The organism is Paenibacillus sinensis (genome assembly GCF_019904155.1).
In the GTDB taxonomy this organism is placed as follows: Bacteria; Bacillota; Bacilli; order Paenibacillales; family Paenibacillaceae; genus Paenibacillus_AQ; species Paenibacillus_AQ sinensis.
Map to the genome: position 1 here is coordinate 103,513 of NZ_JAHCMB010000148.1, position 19,081 is coordinate 122,593.

Consider the following 19,081-nt stretch of genomic DNA (forward strand, 5'->3'; position numbering starts at 1 on the left):
AAGACTCTGTCTTTATTTGTCTCCCTTTACCTCAGACAACGCCTTCTCCGCGAACGAGTTGTTGACGATTTTGGCGGACGGAACGCGTTCCTTCAGCTCACCCGCATTTTCCATGACATCCAGGAGATTGTTCCATTCCGCATCGTCGATGACAGGGTTCAGCGCGTACGTGTCCTGATCCTTATACCGCTTGATCGCCGAGACGAGAATATCCTTATCCGTATCCTTGAAGTATGTCATTACGGCATCCGCAATCTCCTCCGGACTGTGGGACTTCACCCAATTCTGGGCTTCTTGCAGGGCATTCGTAAATTTCTGCACCGTCTTGTCGTTCTTGCTTATAAAGCTGTTCTTCGCCATGAACACGGTGTAAGGCAAATATCCGCTCTCGACCCCGAATGATGCCACGACCTTGCCCCGTCCCTCCCGCTCGAAGATCGACGCCTGCGGCTCGAACAGCTGCACATAATCGCCCGTACCCGATGCAAAAGCTCCCGCGATATTCGCAAAATCAATATTCTGGATCAGAGTCAAATCCTTGGATGAATCGATCCCTTTCTTCTTCAGCGTGAAATCTCCGGCCATCTGCGGCATGCCGCCTTTGCGCTGGCCCAGGAAGGTCGATCCCTTCAATTCGCTCCAATCAAAATTCGACTGCTCCTTGCGGGCGAACAGGAAGGTGCCGTCGCGCTGTGTCAGTTGGGCAAAGTTGATCACCGGATCGTCGCTGCCCTGCTGATAGACATAAATCGACGTCTCCGAGCCCACCAGCGCCACATCGATCGCTCCTGACAGCAGCGCCGTCATCGTCTTGTCTCCCCCGGGAATCGTCTGAAGCTCGACATCCAGCCCCTCATCCTTGAAAAAACCTTGAGACAACGCCACATATTCGGGCGCATAGAACACGGATCTCGTTACCTCTCCGACCTTCACCTTAATTGAGGCTGACTCGCTCTTCCCGCCGCAGCCGGCGAGCATGGAGACGGCCATCCCGACCGCAAGCGCCAGCGCCGCGGCTCTGTACCCTTTACGCATCATGCGTCTCTCCTCTCTCCCCTGCCCTTGCGGGGGCTGACGCTTCCGAATATCGGATAGGAGTCATGCTCTCCCCCGGAGCTGGATAATCCAGCATATGCAGATGCCCAGTAATCGGTTATAAAAAAAGACGGCCCGGCCATGTCGGCCAAACCGTCTGCATTTTGAAATCGGTCTATCAGTCGTTCTCAAGCAGCTCCACCAGCACCTTCAGCTCATCGAACGTGTCCATATACGCGTATCTTCCGCCCGTATACTCCCCTTTTTGAATAAGCGGCATGCCATTATTCTCCAAGAGTGCGATTTTCTCCTTCATACCCTTGATGCCAAAGGCGATATGGTGAACGCCCTCCCCCTGCTTGTCCAGAAATTCTCGCCAGGTGGAAGGTCCCTCATCCGGCTGAATCAGCTCGATTTGCAGCTGACCCATATCGAAGAAGGCGAGTTTCGCCCGTGCCGGCGTCGGTTCACCAACATATTCCGTCTGCGCAAGGTCCGCTGTGTCCGTCCAGAAGGATTCCGGCTTGGGAACACCGAAGAAATCGGCGTAGCTCCGGGAGGTCTGCTCCACATCCTTGACAATAATACCGATCTGGGTAACAAACTGCGTGCCTAACCATCCATTATCCATGTACCTCACCTCATATAATTGGTCTATCTGACATCTGCTTTTCCGTCCGGCTCCCAATGCAGCAGCCAATCCAGAAAAATCGAGCAGAACAGCTCCTTGTCCACCGTCGATGCCGATACCCAGTCCTGTCCCTCTCCACAGCTCATCCGGAGAAGCCAACCGCAGCAGCGGCTGCCCAGAAAGGAAGCGTACTGAAATGTCCAGTCCCTGCCCTGTCTGGAGCCAATGCGCAGCTCGCCCGAAGTGCGTGGAGAACGGACGGTGAACGCGAACCGGATCGAGAGCCGTGAGTCTCCGGTAGTCCGCTTCACATAGCGGCACAGCTGGAGAATAGAGCCGGACGCCCGGTTCAGAATTTCCCTGTACTGCATTTTGGACATGAGCAGCGCGGGGTCTTCCCTCCCTCCGAATGGAGCTTCAGGGAGAATGATGCCCTCCAGAATGGCTTCTCTGATCGCTTGTTCATGGCCGGGATCATCCAGCGCATGACATTCAGGCTCCACTCTCCCCTTGCGGAGAATGATCACTTGCCGGGGATTGACATATATAAGCAGGTCGCAGTCCTTGTCCCCGCTTCGGTAATGCAGGCGGCAGACCCGCCTAATATCCGATTGTTCGGATGGCAGTTCACTGCTTCTTATAAGCTTGTCTCCTTCAGGCATCAGAAACCGCAAATATTTCATCGATTGTTCTTCTATCACTGAGATCGTATCCTTCCGATCTTGAATCTACCAATCTTTATGTTATCATAAGCTAATTTTAAGGTAAAATTAAGAAAAGAGAGGTATTATNTCTAATGAGAATGCTGATTACTTTCCAGAACAAGAGTGTTCCGGTATATTTTACTACAGATAACAAACAGCCAACTCAAAAAGTACTCAAACTGCTCACAAGCACGCTGGATCTCAAAATCAACAAAGGGAAAAACGCCCTCAAGAAATGCCTGAACTCCCTGATCAGCATCGAGATCAAAGGCTCCGAAGCTATCCTGCACAGCTTCAGCGAAGACGACACATTGGCACTGTCTCTCTATTAAAGATGAACTTAATCCCTTGAATATGCTAGTTTAATAAAAAAGCATCCTTCCGCCCGGAAGAATGCTTTTTTATTTGACCTGATTGTCTCCGTAGACATTCGCATCATGATCCGGTTCGATGAATCCGACTCTCCGCCTTCTCCGCCTTCTGAATCCGAAGCTGAAACAGCTTGACCAAGTTGACCTTCGTCTGCTCGTGACAGTTGTCCAATTTTTTGATTATGAAACGGTCAATGGACATGTCAATCGCTCCTTTTTCTGATCTGCAGAAGAGACAGGAAAGAATTTCCTGATCATCTGGTAATCCCTATATAACCTCGTCCGTCACATTTTAAACGAGGGCTTAACGGGTCCGGTATTGCACACTCAACGGTTAAGAGGCAGCGATACTCCATATCTAGAGGCAATACCGGAGATAAGAACGCTCCCATTCAAAGATATAGGAGAGAACGTCTGGAGGAAGCGGACATCCTGCGTAAAAAAATATTTTGGAGACCGTTCATTCATCCATTTCGGCGCGCCAGTCGTACTTCCGGGCGTGTGAGCCGGAGCTTTTGGTTCCGGCCGCTGCTGCCCCCTTGCGTTTGAGGCGCGATTCTTTCGACGCCTGAAATCGCAGCTCGCGCTGGGTCTTCCGGTAGCTCCGGAGCCGCTTCTCCGGCAGCTCCCCGCTCTCCACCGCCTCGCGGACTGCGCAGCCTTCCTCATGTTCATGGCGGCAATCGGTGAAGCGGCAGCCCTCCGACAGCCGCGCGATATCGGCAAATGCCAGATCCAGGCCGCCTTCATCCTCCCACAGCTGAAGCTCCCGCATGCCGGGCGTGTCGATGATGATGCCTCCGTCCGGCAGCAGGAACAGCTCCCGCCGCGTCGTCGTATGCCGTCCCCGGCTGTCATCCTCCCGGACCTCGCCGGTCTGCTGGAGTTCCTCTCCGCTTAGCCAATTGACGAGCGTCGATTTGCCGCAGCCCGAGGAGCCGGTAAGCGTGGCAGTTCTTCCCTCTCCGATATAGGGCATCAATTCGGCCCGTCCCAAGTCTTTCACGGCGCTGACCGCCAGCACGGGCACACCGGGAGCGGTAAGCTCCATCTCGCGCAGCTTGGACTCGGGATCATCGCACAGATCCGCTTTCGTCAGGACAATAACAGGCGACGCTCCGCTGTTCCAGGCCATAATCAAATACCGCTCCATCCGGCGGATATTGTAATCATCGTTCAAGGCGCTGACCAGGAAGAGGGTGTCGACATTGGCGGCGACGATCTGCTCCCGGGGCTGACTTCCGGCGGCCCTTCTTGAAATCTGGCTGCGCCGTTCCAGCACATGCTGAAGAATATACGGTCCGGCTTCCGATTTTCTCACCTCCGTCCAATCCCCGATTGCCGGGTAATCGCCGAAGGTCTCCAGCGAATGTCTCAGCTTGCCGGATAGCTCACCCCAGCCTTCGCCTTCCTCCGTCACGACCCGATAACGGCTTCCGAAGTCGCCGATGATGCGGGCAGGGATTGTTCCTTCGGACCGTTCTCCATTCCGGTTCCATTGCTCTTTCCATTGTTCATTCCAACCATATTTCTCTAAATTCATGTAATACCTCCATTGGTTGTGAGTTTCGAGTATTTTTCTTATTCCTTCATCGTACTTCCGGGAATCCGCACGCCAAAAAGCCCGCCGGACCTTTCGGTTCCGGCGGGCTTCTCCAACCGCTCCCGCGTTTACGCGCTTATGGAGCGGGCCGCTACAGCTTCTTCTCACGCGGATGGGAAGAATTGAAATCTCCCGAAGCTCACGCGAATGGCACGAGAAAGACGGGGATCAATCTCCCCCGCTTCCCCGGCCGCAAAAAAAGCCGCCGGAACCTGGATACGGTTCCGGCGGCTTCATGTAAGCGCGGCGAGTCAGCCGCAGCGTCTAATCAGCGTGAACGGCCTATTCCCGGAAGAGTCGTATCCCAATCAATAACAACTGGCAACAGTTTGACCATTTGAACTGTCATTACGACATCCACTCCTTCCGGTAATTAATGGAACTATCATAAACGGGAAGACCTTGTGTTGTCAACCTGCCCTTCCTGCTTCACAGAATTTCTTTGAGCTCGCAGAGCTCATCGATCGTCCGCCACGGGCGAACGTCCAGCTTCTCGTCCCAGGGATGATTACGCCGCAGCCAGATCCCCTGCATGCCGGTGCGTCCCGCTCCCCAAATGTCGTTCACGGGATGATCGCCTATGAACAGCGTTTCATCCGCAGCATAGCCAAGCTTCTCCAGTGCAAGACGGTAAATCGCCTCATCCGGCTTGGTGATTCCGGCCTCGCCAGAGATCACAATGGTGTTGAAGTAACCTTCAAGTTTCAACAGTTCGATTTTCCCCCGTTGAATGTCGCTTTTTCCATTCGTGACAAGCCCGAGGGGATAGCTTCTGCCTTTCAAATAGTCCAGACATTCCACCGCATCCTTCATCAGTGCGCCGTGTCCGGCATAATGAATATCGTAAAATCCCCTGATTTCCTCTGCTGCGACGGGCTCTTTCCAGGGCAGCACCTCACTGAGCTCACGGAAAAAACCGTCTTTATCCCTGTAACCGTCCGCATCGCGGACGATCATGTCCTCGACCAGAGCAAGCTGCTCTTCAAGATTCATATGCCCAAAATAGTGCGAAATGAATTGTGTGCCGAAGCTGCGGAACGTGGCATCACGATCCATCAGCGTATTGTCCAGATCAAATAAAAGTGCTTTTGCGGTTCCCATTCTTCCGATTCTCCCTGCCTTCGTTCTGTTCTCCAGCCTTCGCAGGATGGATTCTCATAGGCATTATACTGGAAAATCAGGCAGATTGTCAGGCGTGTTCCGTGCAAAAGGTGCTTTGTGCAAGTTTGGTATCTCAAATCTCGCTGATCCATTCGCAGCCGCCATTTTGTTAACGCTTCCATTAATAAGTGCCGGAGAAACTGTTCCTAAGTGCCCGTTCGTTACATAACCCGATTCGTTAACCCGATTGCGAGGAACCCCGCAGACGCCGGTTAAAGCGCAGCGAGAGGGCTCCCATTCATTTGAAATGATCGGACCGATGGGTCAGCATCAGCTCTTCCTCGGTAATATACAACGGAAACGGCGGAAGCTCCTTCAAATAGCGCTCGCTGGCCAGAAGGCGGCAGTGAACCTCGGGAAGCGGCGCCTCCTCGAGCAGGGGCAGTTTACCGGTGTCACTGAAATAGCTGTCCACAGCCGTTTGCACCAGATCAAGGAAGTAGGGAATTTCCCTCTCCCCTTCGTCAAAAATTTCAAACGTTTCGCGGGACATATAGAACTTCTGATCCGACACGCCTCCCAAATACCGGGTCAGACGGGAGAGGTCGATGCTCTTGTCGTCTTTGAGCAGCACGGTCCGGTTAATCTTCGGAGGCATGTCATTCTCGAATTGGCGTACAGCTTGTTTAACTTCCGGCAAGGTGACGGTGATTCGGGTCGGAGCGGCTTCTTTCTTGAACCTTTTGAAGATCATGCGAAAGACTCCTTTCTTGTCTGCCAGATTTAATATCTATAACGCTTTCAATTCCAGTTTATGCAATTCCGAAAATTTTAATCAATCATAATTAACCCGTCACAGAAACGTTCGAAACTTTAGAACATTATTTGACGGATTCCCATTTCGTCCACATCTCCCGCGGATTCAGCTCATAGATCTCATTCTCTCTATACATGAACTGGTGCATGATAAACTCCCGGCGTATCGTCGCGAAATCTTCGTGATAAGCTTTGATAAAAGTGTTGATCTCCTTCTCGCTGTAACTCACCCCCTGCTGCAGCTGTTCCACCATATGCTGAAGAGCAATAAGCTTCTTCTTGTACTGCGCCGGAATCTGCCGAAGCTTGCCGTCCTTCGAGAAAAAGTTGCGGATCACCGACTCCTGCAGACTTTGATTCTTGCTGATCTCATCCATTTCTTCCACCCCCTTATCGAAAATAAAAGATAGCGAAGCTGCGCTCCCCTTCCGGATAAACTCCGGGTTGAGCTTGAAATACACGGTGTTCTTATCCCTCCGTTCCAGGATCATCGCAGCGGCACGCAGCTTGGCCGCGTGATGGGTTACCGTTGGCTGGGACAGCCCGAGCGCTTCCGCCAGTGCCTGCCCGTGCATCTCGCCTTTGGACAGCAAGAGCAGCATCCGCATGCGGGTAGGGTCAGCCAGCGCTTTATGATAATTGACAATTTTATCGAGCTGCATGATAGCACTCCTCATTAAACAATTATGTTATTAGATATATATCTAATTATATTACACTCCTCAGGCTAAGGCAACTATTCATCCTTCGTCTGCTCCTTACTCCTGGCTTTGCCCTGGCAAACGGGCGGTATTTGCGGTACGATTTAGGTTGCGATACCGGGCGTATTCTCAGCGTATACTTTAGAACAAGAAAAGAACGGGAGGTCATTTCACATATGCATGATGTCATCATTATCGGAGCGGGACCGTGCGGGCTGTCCGCCGCAATCGAGTGCCGGCGGCTCGGACTGTCCGCCATTATCGTCGAGAAGCATTTTATCGTCCACTCCATTTATCAATATCCGACGAATATGCAGTTCTTCAGCACAGCGGAGCTGCTGGAGATCGGGGGTGTTCCTTTTACATCGCCCCATGATAAGCCTTACCGGCATGAGGCTCTGGTCTATTACCGGAAGGCCGCAGAGCTGCATGAGCTGGACATCGCGGCGTATGAGGAAGCTCTCTCCATCGAGAAGCTTGGGGACGGAATCTTTGCCGTACATACGGAGAACCGGCGCGGCGAACGCAAGACCCGGCGGGGCTCGGCTGTCATCATTTCGACCGGCTATTTCGATCAGCCGAACTGGATCGGCATACCGGGAGAAGAATTGCCCAAGGTTACGCATTATTTCGGAGAAGCCCATCCTTATACCGGCATGAAGATCGCGATAATCGGGGGCAGCAATTCGGCGGTTGATGCGGCTCTTGAGCTGATGCGGGTCGGAGCAGAAGTAGATATGATTTACCGTGGCGACAGCATTTCCGCCAATATCAAGCCTTGGGTTCGCCCGGTCTTCGAAAGCATGGTCGACAAAGGCCGGATCAGGCTGCATCTGTCCGCCCGAGTGACGGAAGTAACACCGTCCGCCGTTCAGATCACACCAGCGGACGGGAGAGCCTTCCAGCTTGAGAACGACTTCGTGCTCGCGATGACCGGCTTCCGCCCGGACCGTGGGCTCGTCACCGATCTGGGCGTCACTATGGATAACGAGATGGATAAGCCGGTCTTCGACCCGGCCACGATGGAGACGAATGTCCAGGGCGTGTATGTCGCGGGCGTTATCGCCTCCGGACGCAATGCGAACGAGATCTTTATCGAGACCGGACGGCGGCATGGCGCGCTGATCGCCGAACATCTGGCATCGAGGCGTCCAGCCCGTGCCGGGGAAAGCCGATAGATATGGACTATATCTCACTCCTTCTGCTCGGGTTCGCCGGACTCGGAATCGTGAGCAGCAATTCCACCGTTACCATTGCGATGCTGGTGCTTCTGCTCCTGAAGCTGCTTGGACTTCAGCAAACCTTTCCGTGGCTGGAGAAATACGGCCTTACGGCAGGGATTATCATTCTGCTTATCGGTGTAATGACGCCCCTCGCAAGCGGCCGTATTTCGCTGCAGACGATCGGTCAGGCCTTTCTGCACTGGAAATCGCTGTCTGCAATCGGGATCGGCATGCTGGTCGCTTACCTGGGCGGCCGGGGCTCAACTCTGCTGGGGAGTCAGCCGACGATCGTGGCAGGTCTTCTGATCGGAACGGTTCTTGGTGTTGCGCTGTTCAAGGGCGTTCCGGTCGGGCCTCTGATCGCCGCCGGTATTCTCTCTCTGATTATCGGCAGAGGATGATGCGCCCCCTGGGTCACCGGGCTTGAAGCGCCCGGTGGGCAGGGGCTTATTGACTTTTGTTCCGTACAGTGTTTTGATAATTTTATTACTGGCAGTACCCCGAACTTCAGGAGGATAATGATGTCTAGACAATTTATGACGGAAGCCGTTATGATGGCAATTTACGGCCAGTTGCTGGTTCCCGGCAGCTCTGTGGAATATATTGTGCCCTACACGACCATTCTGGAGCTGTACGAGCTTAGGGACAGCGATGAGCCGCTGATGAACATTCCGGATGAAGACCGGCATGTGAAGGTCAAGATCGGCGAATTGATCGCGTATTTCGAGGAGCCGCTCAACCAGAAGAAGATCCGGAGATGCCTGACCGTTCCCTGGGCGAAGAGTCCGGCCATCGTGCTCGGCGAGCAGGCGAGAGTTACCGTCATCAATAGTGTGGACAACGCAAGCTACGGCGAAACTTTCGATCCTATCGAGACCGAGCTTCTCCTGGCTTCCCAACGGGAAAAGATTCCGATTCTGACCGACCAGATCGAGCTGATTCACCGGATCATCGACGGAGGCGTACCCGTTACGGTGTATGATATCGATGATTTTGAATTTGCGATGGAGGAAGAGACCTTCCGCAGTTCGCACTGACCCTGATCTCCACCACCGACAGGACGCGGATACGAACCAGGCCCCAGCCGATTATGGCTGGGGCCTGGTTCATTATGCAATTGGTCCGGTATTGCAATCACCGGTACAATCTGCGGATATGGGCTGCACGTCCTTCAAGTGCGAACCGCACTCTCCGTCTCGGCGGCGTTTCCGTTCTGCGCTCCCCCCGAAACAGGGTCATAACGGTATTCGATATCATCCTCATCCTTGTCATAGAGGATCGACAAATCATGGCCTTCCATGTACCAGAGATCCTGTTCCTCCATGTAGAACATGATCCCTTCCAATTCGGCTGCGAGTCCCGGACGTCCCGGAGGCTCTACCGCAATTCCGAGCGAGAAGCCCGGATGCAGTCCGCCGCCCGAGCTGTACCGCGGGAACAGGCGGATGCTTGATCCGTTATCCAGGCCGAGCTCCCGTTTGAACCAGCCAGCCGCTTCAGAACTTACGGAAATACTCATCTATCATCCATCTCCTTTGTCAATCTGAACAAGACTATGCCCTTTAAGGTGGCAGTTGGTGGAAACCGCGAATTGGGTGAACCCAAATTCCGGACCTTCTTCGACATTACATCACTCGATGCGCCACAAGGGATTGTATGAATGTCTGTTAACTTTATCATACCCCAATCCCGCCTCTATTCCAACTTCCTGTAATCATCCGTTTGTCAATTCAATTCATGATTGCTCGAAAAATGGTTTGACATTTCTGGAGGCGGAAGTGTAAACTCATGAGTAGCGAAACGTCTTCAAGTAATTACCAAAATTCTAACGAAAGGGTGATCTTAGTGTTTAACAATATGGATACTTATCGCACTATTGTCGGCAGCTTTATCCAATTGAATACTAAGTCAGCCCTGCAGATGGAACCCTTCTTGAACACGCATTGACGATGCTGTTCACTGCTCAAGAAGAGTAATCTGTTTCACGCCGGTGCTGTCAACGCACCGTGCGCATGATACGTCCTTGCAACCAAGGCATATCGTCCGTTAGCGGATGATATGCCTTTTTTTGTTGACCGCTATCCCCTTTGCCGACACAACCTCTACCTGAAAGGAAGGGATTCTTCATGTTTTCCGTGTTAAAAGATCTTGGCTGGTTCTTCAGCCGGGAGAAAAAGCGCTACTTGATCGGACTTATCATTCTGATCGTGGCCGGCGTCTTTGAACTGCTTCCCCCGCGTCTCTTGGGGAGCGCTATTGATGAAATCGTACGCGGCTCCATTACCTCCGGCTCGCTGGCCCGGTACATTGCTATGATACTGGCTCTGCTGCTTCTCATTTACTGGATGACGTACATATGGATGCACAATCTGTTCGGAGGCTCCAACCTCGTCGAACGGCTGCTGCGTTCCCGTTTCATGGGACGCCTGATGACGATGACGCCATCTTTCTTTGAGAAGAACCGTACCGGCGACCTGATGGCCCGTGCCACCAACGATATCCGTGCCGTCTCCGTCACCGTAGGCTTCGGCATGCTGACCCTTGTCGACTCCACCGTGTTCTTCTCCGTTGTATTGCTCGCCATGGGCTTTCTTGTCAGCTGGAAGCTGACGCTCGCCGCGGTGCTGCCACTGCCCTTAATTGCCATCGCCATGGCCTTATACGGCAAAGCCATCCACGACCGCTACACACTGGCGCAAGACGCGTTCGGCGATATGAACGACCAGGTGCTGGAGTCGGTTTCCGGCATTCGCGTCATCCGCGCCTATGTCCAGGAACGGCATGACGAGAAGCGGTTCGCGGACATTACGGATGATGTGTACCGCAAAAATATGGCCGTCGCCCGTGTGGACTCCTTCTTCGAGCCCACCATTCGCTTCTGCGTCGGACTGAGCTATATCATCGGACTGACTTACGGTATCTACCTTGTCTTCCGGAATCAAATTACACTTGGCGATCTCGTGTCCTTCAATATGTATCTCGGGATGATCGTGTGGCCGATGTTCGCCATCGGCGAACTCATCAACATCATGCAGCGGGGCGGCGCCTCACTGGAACGGATTGATGAGACGCTGAATTCCGTGCCTGACGTGCGGGACCCGGAAGTGACTGTTCCGGTTGCTTCGCCGGATAAGATTCAATTTAACCATGTGACGTTTCGCTACCCTACGTCAACCATTGATAATCTGATCGACATCAGCCTGACGCTGCATAAGGGCCAGACACTCGGCATCGTCGGGCGGACCGGCAGCGGCAAGTCCACGCTGCTCAAGCAGCTGCTGCATGAATATCCGGCAGGCACCGGCACTCTTACCATCTCGGACGTTCCGATCCAGGACATTTCGCTGGACAGTCTGCACAGCTGGATGGGCTATGTGCCGCAGGAGCAAATCCTGTTCTCCAAGACCGTCCGCGAGAACATACAGTTCGGACTTGATGGTGCAAGCGACGACAAGATCCTTGAAGCGGTATCCACCGCCGCCTTCCTGGGAGATTTGGAGACGCTGGAGAGCGGGCTGGACACTCTTGTCGGCGAACGCGGCGTCTCCCTCTCCGGAGGCCAGAAGCAGCGGGTTTCGCTGTCCCGGGCATTCATCGCCAAGCCGGAAATTTTGATCCTGGACGATGCCTTGTCCGCGGTAGATGCCCGGACTGAAGCGCAGATCGTCGAGAACATCCGCTCCCGGCGGGCGGGCAAGACCACCCTGATCTCCACTCACCGCTTGTCCGCAATCGAACACGCCGATCAGATCGTCGTGCTTGACGGGGGCATGATAACCGAGCGGGGAACCCATCAGGAGCTGCTTGCCAAGGGGGGCTGGTACCGTGAGCAGTACGAACGCCAGCAGCTGGAGAATAACTTGTCCTAAATAACGTAGCTGCTGTCCGAAGCAGCTTCCCGAACTACGAATTCGACCGATTCTTGAGGAGGTGCCATCACCTTGAAACCTAATACAGGCAGGCGTCTATTGCAGTACGCCCTGCAAGCCAAAACCACATTTATCGCTGCGCTGCTGCTGCTCTCCATCGGAGTGGCGGCAGAGCTCGCCGGCCCTTTCATTGCCCGGAGCATGATCGACAACCACATGCTGGCGATTGAGAAGCCTTACTATCAGACCCAGAACGCAGAAGGAGCCGTATCCTACAACGGCGTCTATTACAAACGGGGCGACCGGTTCGAAGCCGGCGAGGCGCAAGGCCCGGAGATCCGCCTGGTCCAGATCGGGCGCAGCTTCTATTTCATCAATGAGCCCGTGAAGTCGCTGTCCGGAGACCGGACTTATTCGGACGGTCAGGTGGTTATTCGTGACGGGGGCGAGACCGCCAGCTATCCGGCTGTGAAGCTCTCGACGAATGATGTATTCGCATTTTACAAGCCCGAGTTTCCCGGTATTTATCAGCTGGTCGGTATGTACGGTCTGTTCCTCGTCATCTCGATCTTTGCCGAATTCGGCAAGACGTATTGGCTGCAATCCTCGGCCAACCAGGTTGTCCGTAAGCTGCGTACGGATGTATATGCGCATATTCAGCGGCTTCCGGTATATTTCTTCGACAATCTGCCCGCCGGCAAAGTCGTTTCCCGGGTCACCAACGACACCGAGGCGATCAAAGAGCTGTTCATCGCGGTGCTGTCGAATTTCGCTTCCGGCATCATTAACATCATCGGTGTGTATATCGCGCTGTTCCTGCTGGATTTCCGACTGGGCCTGATCAGTTTGTTCATCGCGCCGATCATCGTCGTCTGGATCATTCTGTATCGTAAAGTTGCAACCAAGTACAACACAATCATCCGCTCGCGTCTGAGCGAGATCAACGCCATTATCAACGAGTCGATTCAGGGCATGTCCATTATCCGGATTTTCCGCCGCCAGAAGGAGCGGATGGCCGAATTCGAGACCTTGAACGAGGATTACCTGAAATACCAGGACAAAATGCTTAATTTGAACTCGCTGACCTCCCACAACCTGGTAGGATCGCTGCGCAACTTCGCCTTCGTGCTTGTGCTCCTGTACTTCGGATTCGGCAGCCTGGGCGGCGGCACAATCGTATCGCTCGGTGTTCTATACGCCTTCGTCGACGTGCTCGGACGCATGTTCCAGCCGATTATCGGCATGGTCAACCAGCTTGCCAACCTCGATACCTCCATGGTATCCGCAGGCCGTGTGTTCAAGCTTATGGACGAACCGGGCGAGCCTGTCACAGACGGTGAAATGCCGCGCTATAAAGGTGATGTCGTGTTCGAGGACGTTTCCTTTGCCTATAAAAAAGATTATGTCCTGCGTGACATCTCCTTTGCAGCTCGCCCAGGCGAGACGGTCGCGCTTGTGGGGCACACAGGCTCCGGCAAAAGCTCAATCATCAATCTGCTGTTCCGTTTCTACGACCCGCAGAAGGGCTCGATCTATATCGACGGCAAGAAGACAACCGATATTCCGAAGCAGTGGCTGCGCAAGCATATGGGCATCGTGCTTCAGGACCCTTACCTCTTCACGGGTACGATCGCGTCCAACGTCAGTCTGGGCGATGAACGCATCTCCCGGGAGCGCATAGAAGCCGCGCTTCGCGAGGTAGGTGCAGACCGGCTGCTGGCCCATCTGCCGCAGGGCTTCGACGAACCTGTCGTCGAGAAAGGCAGTACGCTCTCGGCCGGCCAGCGCCAGCTGATCTCCTTCGCCCGGGCGCTCGCTTTTGATCCGGCGATTCTGATTCTGGACGAGGCGACGTCCAATATCGACACCGAGACGGAGAGCATCATCCAGCAGGCGCTGGAGGTCCTGAAGCAAGGGCGGACCACCTTTATCATCGCCCATCGCCTCTCCACCATCCGCAGCGCGGACCAGATCCTCGTCCTGCACCGCGGCGAGATTGTCGAGCGCGGCAGCCACGACGAGCTGATGGCGCTCGGCGGCCGGTATCGGCGCATGTATGAGCTGCAGAGCGGTTCCTCCGCGATGGCGGAACTGTCAGCTGCCGATGCAGCGCATGCGGCCAGTAACAAGCCGGATCGTCAAGGTTCTCCGGCTGCGACCGCTGAGGCTGCGGCTGCAGCCAAGGCATAGCCGGCGCTGCAGTCCGCGAACCGGCAGGGATAAGACTCTGCCGGCAATGATCTAGCTGCCAGATCGGGCGGAGCGCCGGAGAAGGCATGACAGAAAGAGCTGCTCCAAAATGTAGACTAATCTACACTTTGAGCAGCTCTTTTCTTTGTTCCAATGACAGCGTGCTTCCCGAGTACTAATAGCTGACGGGGTGCCCAGCTGTCATTTGTTTTTCATATCATAGTCACGTTACTTGCTGCGGCCATTTCTCCACTTCTTATTCAATTCTTCCATAATATCGTCAAAGCTCTTGCTATTAACCCCAGTGCCCGATAGGATGATCTCTCTTTTATAATCCGGAAGCCACATTCCGACCATTCCATCAGAATCAATTTGCTCTACGGATTTCTTGGCCGGACTGGTCACGCCCGATGAGCTCTCGTCAAGCTCAAAATTACGTAGATCGGACAGCGCAGCAGGCCAATCAGCGGTTTTGACTGAAGAAATCCCGTCTGCCGTTTTGTAATACCCGGATTCATTGAGAAACCAGTCCAGCCAAGCTCTTGCCGCATCTTTGTTGCTGCTGTGCTTATTGATGGCCACAGAATATCCGCCATAGCTTAACGGAATATTCTTGCCATTCACCTCAAAAGAGAAAGGTAAAAACCCGATATCCCCGGCTTTCGGAGCAATGGATCTAATATATGCCAACCCGGAAGAGTCCAGGTGCATCGCACCAACATTGCCGTGGGCCAATTCACCCATTCCCGATTGATCGGTCATGGGATCTTTCTCGATTAGCCCTTGTCTCGCGAGTTCATAGAGCAGCTTGTAAGTCTCATAATATGGAGTACCCGGCGAAAAAGGGCTGTCGCTATCCGGCATTGTGACGCTGTAATAATCGGGCTGCTTGCTGAGCGCCATGGCATGAAATTCCCAATTAAGCAAAGTCCAGCCGTTCGAGTAATTCGTGGAATACGGAATGGCATGCGTGCTCTTCTTGATCTTGTTCATCTCATCTAAGAACCGGTCGGGCTCTATTGAAACGGAGGATAAACCTGCACTTGAGAACACTTCTTTATTGTAGACAATTCCAGGGATCGCAATGGAAAAGGGAATCCCGTAGGTTAATCCGTTGCAGGAGTGGTCCTCTGCGTGATAATACGTTTTCTCAAGTTTGGTTGTCTCACCCAGCGGTTCAAAGAAATCCGGAAGATCAGCGGTTTTGATATTTCTGGGAATGAACAATACATCCCCGTATTCATTCGCATTCATCCGCAGTCTCATCATGCCCTCGTAGTCGCTCAGCGCTTCAAATTTCACATTGACATCCGGGTACTTTTGATTAAATCTTGCTCTATAATCCTCAAACCATGTATCTGTAACATCTGTACGATCGGTAATAACGGTAATATCACCATTTATAATGCCATCATCTGAGAGAGATCCTCCTGGTTCCTCCTTACAAGCGGTGATCATGAGCAGGCTACAGCAGACAAGGACAACGGGAATGAGCTTGATTAGCATGCAATACCTCCAGATTCAATGGTGTGAAAAAATGGCTGCCATTATATGATCAGCATTTTGGCATTATCCGCCGATTGAAAGCGCTTTATAGATGGATTAAAAATGTTATCAATAACAAAACTATCGATAGTAGATGTATTTGTTATTTCCAAATCCATAATACCACACACTCAATAACTACCCTGTTATAAAGATCATTCCTATCTACAAAAAGAAAATCCCGAAATAATTGCATAACATAGCAATCGCTGAAAATAACAAAAAGAGGCGTCTGAAGGAGCAATAAATGACTCCTAGACACCTCTTTGGGATAGACGAGGGAAGTTTCCCTCTCTCTACGGAGAATGGATGCGACTCCTTCGTCAATGATGCCGCCGCTTCAGATCAGCCGCGGGATAATGGCCGAGCAGTTCCTCCTCGTCCAGCTTGCCTTCCAGTCCAAGCTTCCGGTACAGCTCGGTGCAGTAGCCCTGGAGCTTGAGTTCAAGTGCTCCCGCTTTGTTCTTGAAGCGCTTCAGCTCCCGAATGATCCCGGCCCGCCCCGATGGCGTGAACGTATCCTGAATACGCTCTTTGAAATAATCATGCACAATATAATTCCGCTGCTTCCACACATGATGAAGCTGGGCTGTCTCTTCTTCCGAGAATGAGAAATGATGTTGGATTTCCTTGATGAGCTGGCCGAGTGAGTTGCCGAGCTTGCGTTGATATAAATCCGCCAAATCTGCTTCGGACGGCAGGGTTCCCTGCGACAGCTTCGTCAGCAGAAGCAGATTGGTCAGCTGCTGTTCGATCGCTTGGCAGTAATAGACGGCCAGTCCGAAATAGGCGAACAGCTCTTTGGATTGTTCACTCTCCGTTGATTGCGTATCCTCCTTCATCTGCCCTCCGTTTATTTGTTCTATAGTGATGGCTGTGTTGATGTTCTATATGTAACCTGGTAGGTCTGAATGGAAGCGAAGAGAATTGCTTACTACATAAAACTTCGCCGGACCATTCGTTTTCTCCTCCATACAGTAGAAAAAAACGGCAAGAAGATTCGGATTAAGCAGAGGAAGGCCGGCTTCAACCGAAGCCGGCCTTCCTCTGCTGCCTCTATCGGTCAATCGGTCTTCTGCATCTATTTATACCGGAACGGCTGTGGCTTCACTGACCTGACGGCAAATTTCGGCGCATCTCAGGCAGGCTTCGATGCAGTCACGGCAGTGTGTCTGCTCATAACGTTCGCATTCAGCGGCTGTGGCTTCACACACCTCTGCACAAAGAAGGCAAATTTCGGTGACGAACGGACTTTGCCGGGTCATTGCTTCGATTGCAAACGCACATATATCGGCGCATTCCCGGTCCATCCGGATACATTCCTGCAAACGTGCAAGGTCATATTGTTTCAGGCTGGAGACATAGCTAAAGTTACAGGCATTCATACATTTCAAGCATGCTTCAATGCAGTCCTGGTAATGAATTCGGGTCATAGCCTTTAACCTCCTGCAATCTATTGTAGTATGCCTTAGTATTAACCTTCGACTGTTCTACCGAATCAATCCGCAAGCCATACCGCCCCCGTACAAGTAAGCTCATTCCGACTTACAGATTGCGTCTAACCGCCGCAGGCCGGTTCGGCAGACGCCCTTCCAATCTTCGCAATTTCCTTCTCAAATCCTGTGCCGAAAAATGCTCCCCAATGAATACTGCAACATCGGCAACTTCGCCCTGCGGAGTAATTTTCAAAAAATCCGTCTCCCGGTAGGCGTATTGAAACAGAAACCGTCCGGATGTATCGCTGAAGGTCAGCACGCCTTTGGCTCTGTATACATCATTCGGCAAATCCTTGATAAATGCCTCAAATGCCTCGCTGTTCACCGGGCGCTCAAAATAATGGGTATAGGCCATCACATGATCATGCGAAGCGCGCGGTTCTTCCTGATGCTCCGTATCTGCGCTGTCAACCTCTTGTCCAAACTGTCCCGCAGCAGCGGCTTTCTCCAGCTCTTCCATCATTTTCCTGATCTCGACGTCACATTGTACTGCGGGAACGATCTCGGCATACGCGTTCCATTTGCGGACCAGATTCCGGACTTCCTCCGCTTCCTCCGGCGTTACCCGATCCTGTTTGTTCAGAATCAGCAGCGAGGCGCAGCGGATCTGCTCCTGCATCAGCCGATAGGTCGCGCCTTTCTGCTCTCTGTACAGTCCGAGCAAGTGCGCGGTGTCAACGACTGTAATCAAGCCTTTCAACTCGACCTTGCTGTACAGCGATGTCTCCGTTACATTGTCGATAATGTCAAGCGGGTTCGCCGCACCCGTTGCTTCGATAACAACGACATCCGGTGCATCTCTCTTGACCAGCGTCGTCAGCTCCATGCTGAGATCCGCGCTCGCGGAACAACAAATACAGCCAGCCAGCAATTCAGCCATCGGAACGGAGCGGTCCACCAGCATGCCGTCAAAGTTCACTTCCCCTAGCTCGTTCATCACCACGGCCGGAAGAAGATGCTGCTCCTTCCAATCATCCAGCAGCCGGTGCAGCAGCGTCGTCTTGCCGCTTCCCAGAAACCCGGACAAAATATAAACCGGAACCGTTTTATCCATTCCTAATTCTCCCTTGATTCTGTTATCACTCTTCATTCCTGTGTTAAAAGTTTACTACACCGCAAATCCCCCTGCAAGCCGACAGATTACATTGTAATTGCTTTTTTGGATATTATTATGTAATTTTATTGACTGAGCCTTTCCTTGTATTGCATGCTTGTCCTGCCAGTCCTATGATAAAATCAGCAAGGTTACACACTAACGCCAAGGAGTGAGCTCAATGAACTCAGTCGAACAGCATCGGCGCGAAGCACCGTCTTCCGTCAACTGTTTTGTTGTTACAGTTTCGGACACCCGCACGCCGGAGACAGACAAAGGAGGTCAACTGGCCGAGGCTTTGCTCGTGGAAGGCGGCTATACGGTCTCCGGAAGAGCAATCGTCAAAGACGATTATGACGAGATTCGCGAACTGTTATATAAATGCACAGCGGATGATCAGATCGAAGCCGTTGTGCTGACGGGGGGCACAGGGATCGCTCCGAGAGACTGTACCTATGAAGCGGTGGAATCCCTGCTGGACAAAGAACTTCCTGGCTTCGGGGAGATCTTCCGATACCTGAGCTTTGCGGAAGACATCGGAACCGCAGCCATCCTCAGCAGAGCGATTGCAGGCACCATCGGGCGAACGGCGGTGTTCTCCGTTCCGGGATCGGTTGGCGCGGTCAAGCTGGCTTTGACCCGATTGATTGTTCCGGAGCTCAAGCATGTTATGCGCGAGTTGTATAAAGCCAACTAAACAAGA

The 19,081-nt window shown here is 52.8% G+C and carries 20 protein-coding genes; 7 read left to right on the forward strand and 13 right to left on the reverse strand.

Going from position 1 to position 19,081, the window contains the following annotated elements; genetic code table 11:
* Positions 1 to 12: 12 nt before the first annotated feature.
* The 3 genes from KIH86_RS16705 to KIH86_RS16715 all read right to left on the reverse strand — a co-directional run bounded on the left by KIH86_RS16705 (position 13) and on the right by KIH86_RS16715 (position 2,367).
* Entirely contained in the window at positions 13 to 1,038 is a 1,026-nt protein-coding gene (locus tag KIH86_RS16705) for an ABC transporter substrate-binding protein (RefSeq protein WP_223087392.1), read from the reverse strand.
* A gap of 175 nt (positions 1,039 to 1,213) precedes the next feature.
* The gene (locus KIH86_RS16710) at positions 1,214 to 1,666 is read right to left on the reverse strand and encodes a VOC family protein (protein WP_223087390.1); all 453 of its coding nucleotides are present in this window, start codon (positions 1,664 to 1,666) and stop codon (positions 1,214 to 1,216) included.
* Positions 1,667 to 1,689: 23 nt separating this feature from the next.
* Entirely contained in the window at positions 1,690 to 2,367 is a 678-nt protein-coding gene (locus KIH86_RS16715) for a hypothetical protein (protein ID WP_223087388.1), read from the reverse strand.
* Positions 2,368 to 2,462: 95 nt separating this feature from the next.
* On the opposite strand from KIH86_RS16715, the gene KIH86_RS16720 reads away from it, so the two are divergent.
* Complete coding sequence (locus tag KIH86_RS16720) at positions 2,463 to 2,702, forward strand: hypothetical protein (protein WP_223087386.1); 240 nt, start codon at positions 2,463 to 2,465, stop codon at positions 2,700 to 2,702.
* Positions 2,703 to 2,805: 103 nt separating this feature from the next.
* On the opposite strand, the gene KIH86_RS16725 is transcribed toward KIH86_RS16720, so the two are convergent.
* The 5 genes from KIH86_RS16725 to KIH86_RS16745 form a co-directional block, all read right to left on the reverse strand.
* Positions 2,806 to 2,943, reverse strand: coding sequence for a hypothetical protein (locus KIH86_RS16725; protein ID WP_223087383.1), 138 nt, complete (start codon positions 2,941 to 2,943; stop codon positions 2,806 to 2,808).
* Positions 2,944 to 3,201: 258 nt separating this feature from the next.
* A complete protein-coding gene (rsgA, locus tag KIH86_RS16730) occupies positions 3,202 to 4,284 on the reverse strand; it encodes a ribosome small subunit-dependent GTPase A (protein WP_223087381.1) in 1,083 nt (360 codons plus the stop codon).
* A 489-nt stretch (positions 4,285 to 4,773) separates the two neighbouring features.
* Positions 4,774 to 5,445: an HAD family hydrolase gene (locus KIH86_RS16735; protein WP_223087379.1), complete on the reverse strand. Its 672-nt coding sequence runs from the start codon at positions 5,443 to 5,445 to the stop codon at positions 4,774 to 4,776.
* A 298-nt stretch (positions 5,446 to 5,743) separates the two neighbouring features.
* Positions 5,744 to 6,199: a DUF3939 domain-containing protein gene (locus tag KIH86_RS16740; RefSeq protein ID WP_223087375.1), complete on the reverse strand. Its 456-nt coding sequence runs from the start codon at positions 6,197 to 6,199 to the stop codon at positions 5,744 to 5,746.
* A gap of 127 nt (positions 6,200 to 6,326) precedes the next feature.
* Complete coding sequence (locus KIH86_RS16745) at positions 6,327 to 6,923, reverse strand: DUF2087 domain-containing protein (RefSeq protein ID WP_223087372.1); 597 nt, start codon at positions 6,921 to 6,923, stop codon at positions 6,327 to 6,329.
* Positions 6,924 to 7,138: 215 nt separating this feature from the next.
* Here KIH86_RS16745 and KIH86_RS16750 point away from each other — a divergent pair, with 215 nt between their 5' ends.
* From KIH86_RS16750 to KIH86_RS16760, 3 genes are all read left to right on the forward strand, one after another.
* The gene (locus KIH86_RS16750; protein WP_223087370.1) at positions 7,139 to 8,140 is read left to right on the forward strand and encodes a YpdA family putative bacillithiol disulfide reductase; all 1,002 of its coding nucleotides are present in this window, start codon (positions 7,139 to 7,141) and stop codon (positions 8,138 to 8,140) included.
* Between the two features lie 2 nt (positions 8,141 to 8,142).
* Positions 8,143 to 8,586 carry a DUF441 domain-containing protein gene (locus KIH86_RS16755; protein ID WP_223087366.1) on the forward strand — a complete coding sequence of 148 codons (444 nt, stop codon included), beginning with the start codon at positions 8,143 to 8,145 and terminating at the stop codon, positions 8,584 to 8,586.
* A gap of 120 nt (positions 8,587 to 8,706) precedes the next feature.
* Positions 8,707 to 9,222 (forward strand): ADP-heptose synthase, encoded by a 516-nt coding sequence (locus KIH86_RS16760; RefSeq protein WP_223087364.1) that lies wholly within the window; start codon positions 8,707 to 8,709, stop codon positions 9,220 to 9,222.
* A 134-nt stretch (positions 9,223 to 9,356) separates the two neighbouring features.
* Here KIH86_RS16760 and KIH86_RS16765 read toward each other — a convergent pair whose 3' ends face one another.
* A complete protein-coding gene (locus KIH86_RS16765) occupies positions 9,357 to 9,704 on the reverse strand; it encodes a HesB/YadR/YfhF family protein (protein ID WP_223087362.1) in 348 nt (115 codons plus the stop codon).
* Positions 9,705 to 10,311: 607 nt separating this feature from the next.
* Between KIH86_RS16765 and KIH86_RS16770 the strand changes: the two genes are divergently transcribed.
* Together KIH86_RS16770 and KIH86_RS16775 are read left to right on the forward strand one after the other, a co-directional pair.
* Positions 10,312 to 12,054, forward strand: a complete 1,743-nt coding sequence (locus KIH86_RS16770; RefSeq protein ID WP_223087358.1) for an ABC transporter ATP-binding protein — start codon at positions 10,312 to 10,314, stop codon at positions 12,052 to 12,054.
* A gap of 72 nt (positions 12,055 to 12,126) precedes the next feature.
* Complete coding sequence (locus KIH86_RS16775; protein WP_223087354.1) at positions 12,127 to 14,244, forward strand: ABC transporter ATP-binding protein; 2,118 nt, start codon at positions 12,127 to 12,129, stop codon at positions 14,242 to 14,244.
* Between the two features lie 228 nt (positions 14,245 to 14,472).
* Here KIH86_RS16775 and KIH86_RS16780 read toward each other — a convergent pair whose 3' ends face one another.
* The 4 genes from KIH86_RS16780 to KIH86_RS16795 all read right to left on the reverse strand — a co-directional run bounded on the left by KIH86_RS16780 (position 14,473) and on the right by KIH86_RS16795 (position 18,339).
* Positions 14,473 to 15,750 (reverse strand): ABC transporter substrate-binding protein, encoded by a 1,278-nt coding sequence (locus tag KIH86_RS16780; protein WP_223087352.1) that lies wholly within the window; start codon positions 15,748 to 15,750, stop codon positions 14,473 to 14,475.
* Positions 15,751 to 16,112: 362 nt separating this feature from the next.
* On the reverse strand, positions 16,113 to 16,631 hold the full coding sequence (locus KIH86_RS16785) for a hypothetical protein (protein ID WP_223087349.1): 519 nt from the start codon (positions 16,629 to 16,631) through the stop codon (positions 16,113 to 16,115).
* A gap of 243 nt (positions 16,632 to 16,874) precedes the next feature.
* A complete protein-coding gene (locus KIH86_RS16790) occupies positions 16,875 to 17,222 on the reverse strand; it encodes a four-helix bundle copper-binding protein (RefSeq protein ID WP_223087346.1) in 348 nt (115 codons plus the stop codon).
* A 112-nt stretch (positions 17,223 to 17,334) separates the two neighbouring features.
* Entirely contained in the window at positions 17,335 to 18,339 is a 1,005-nt protein-coding gene (locus KIH86_RS16795; RefSeq protein ID WP_223087344.1) for a CobW family GTP-binding protein, read from the reverse strand.
* Positions 18,340 to 18,559: 220 nt separating this feature from the next.
* Here KIH86_RS16795 and KIH86_RS16800 point away from each other — a divergent pair, with 220 nt between their 5' ends.
* Positions 18,560 to 19,075, forward strand: a complete 516-nt coding sequence (locus KIH86_RS16800) for a MogA/MoaB family molybdenum cofactor biosynthesis protein (protein ID WP_223087340.1) — start codon at positions 18,560 to 18,562, stop codon at positions 19,073 to 19,075.
* The last annotated feature ends 6 nt before the right edge of the window (positions 19,076 to 19,081 follow it).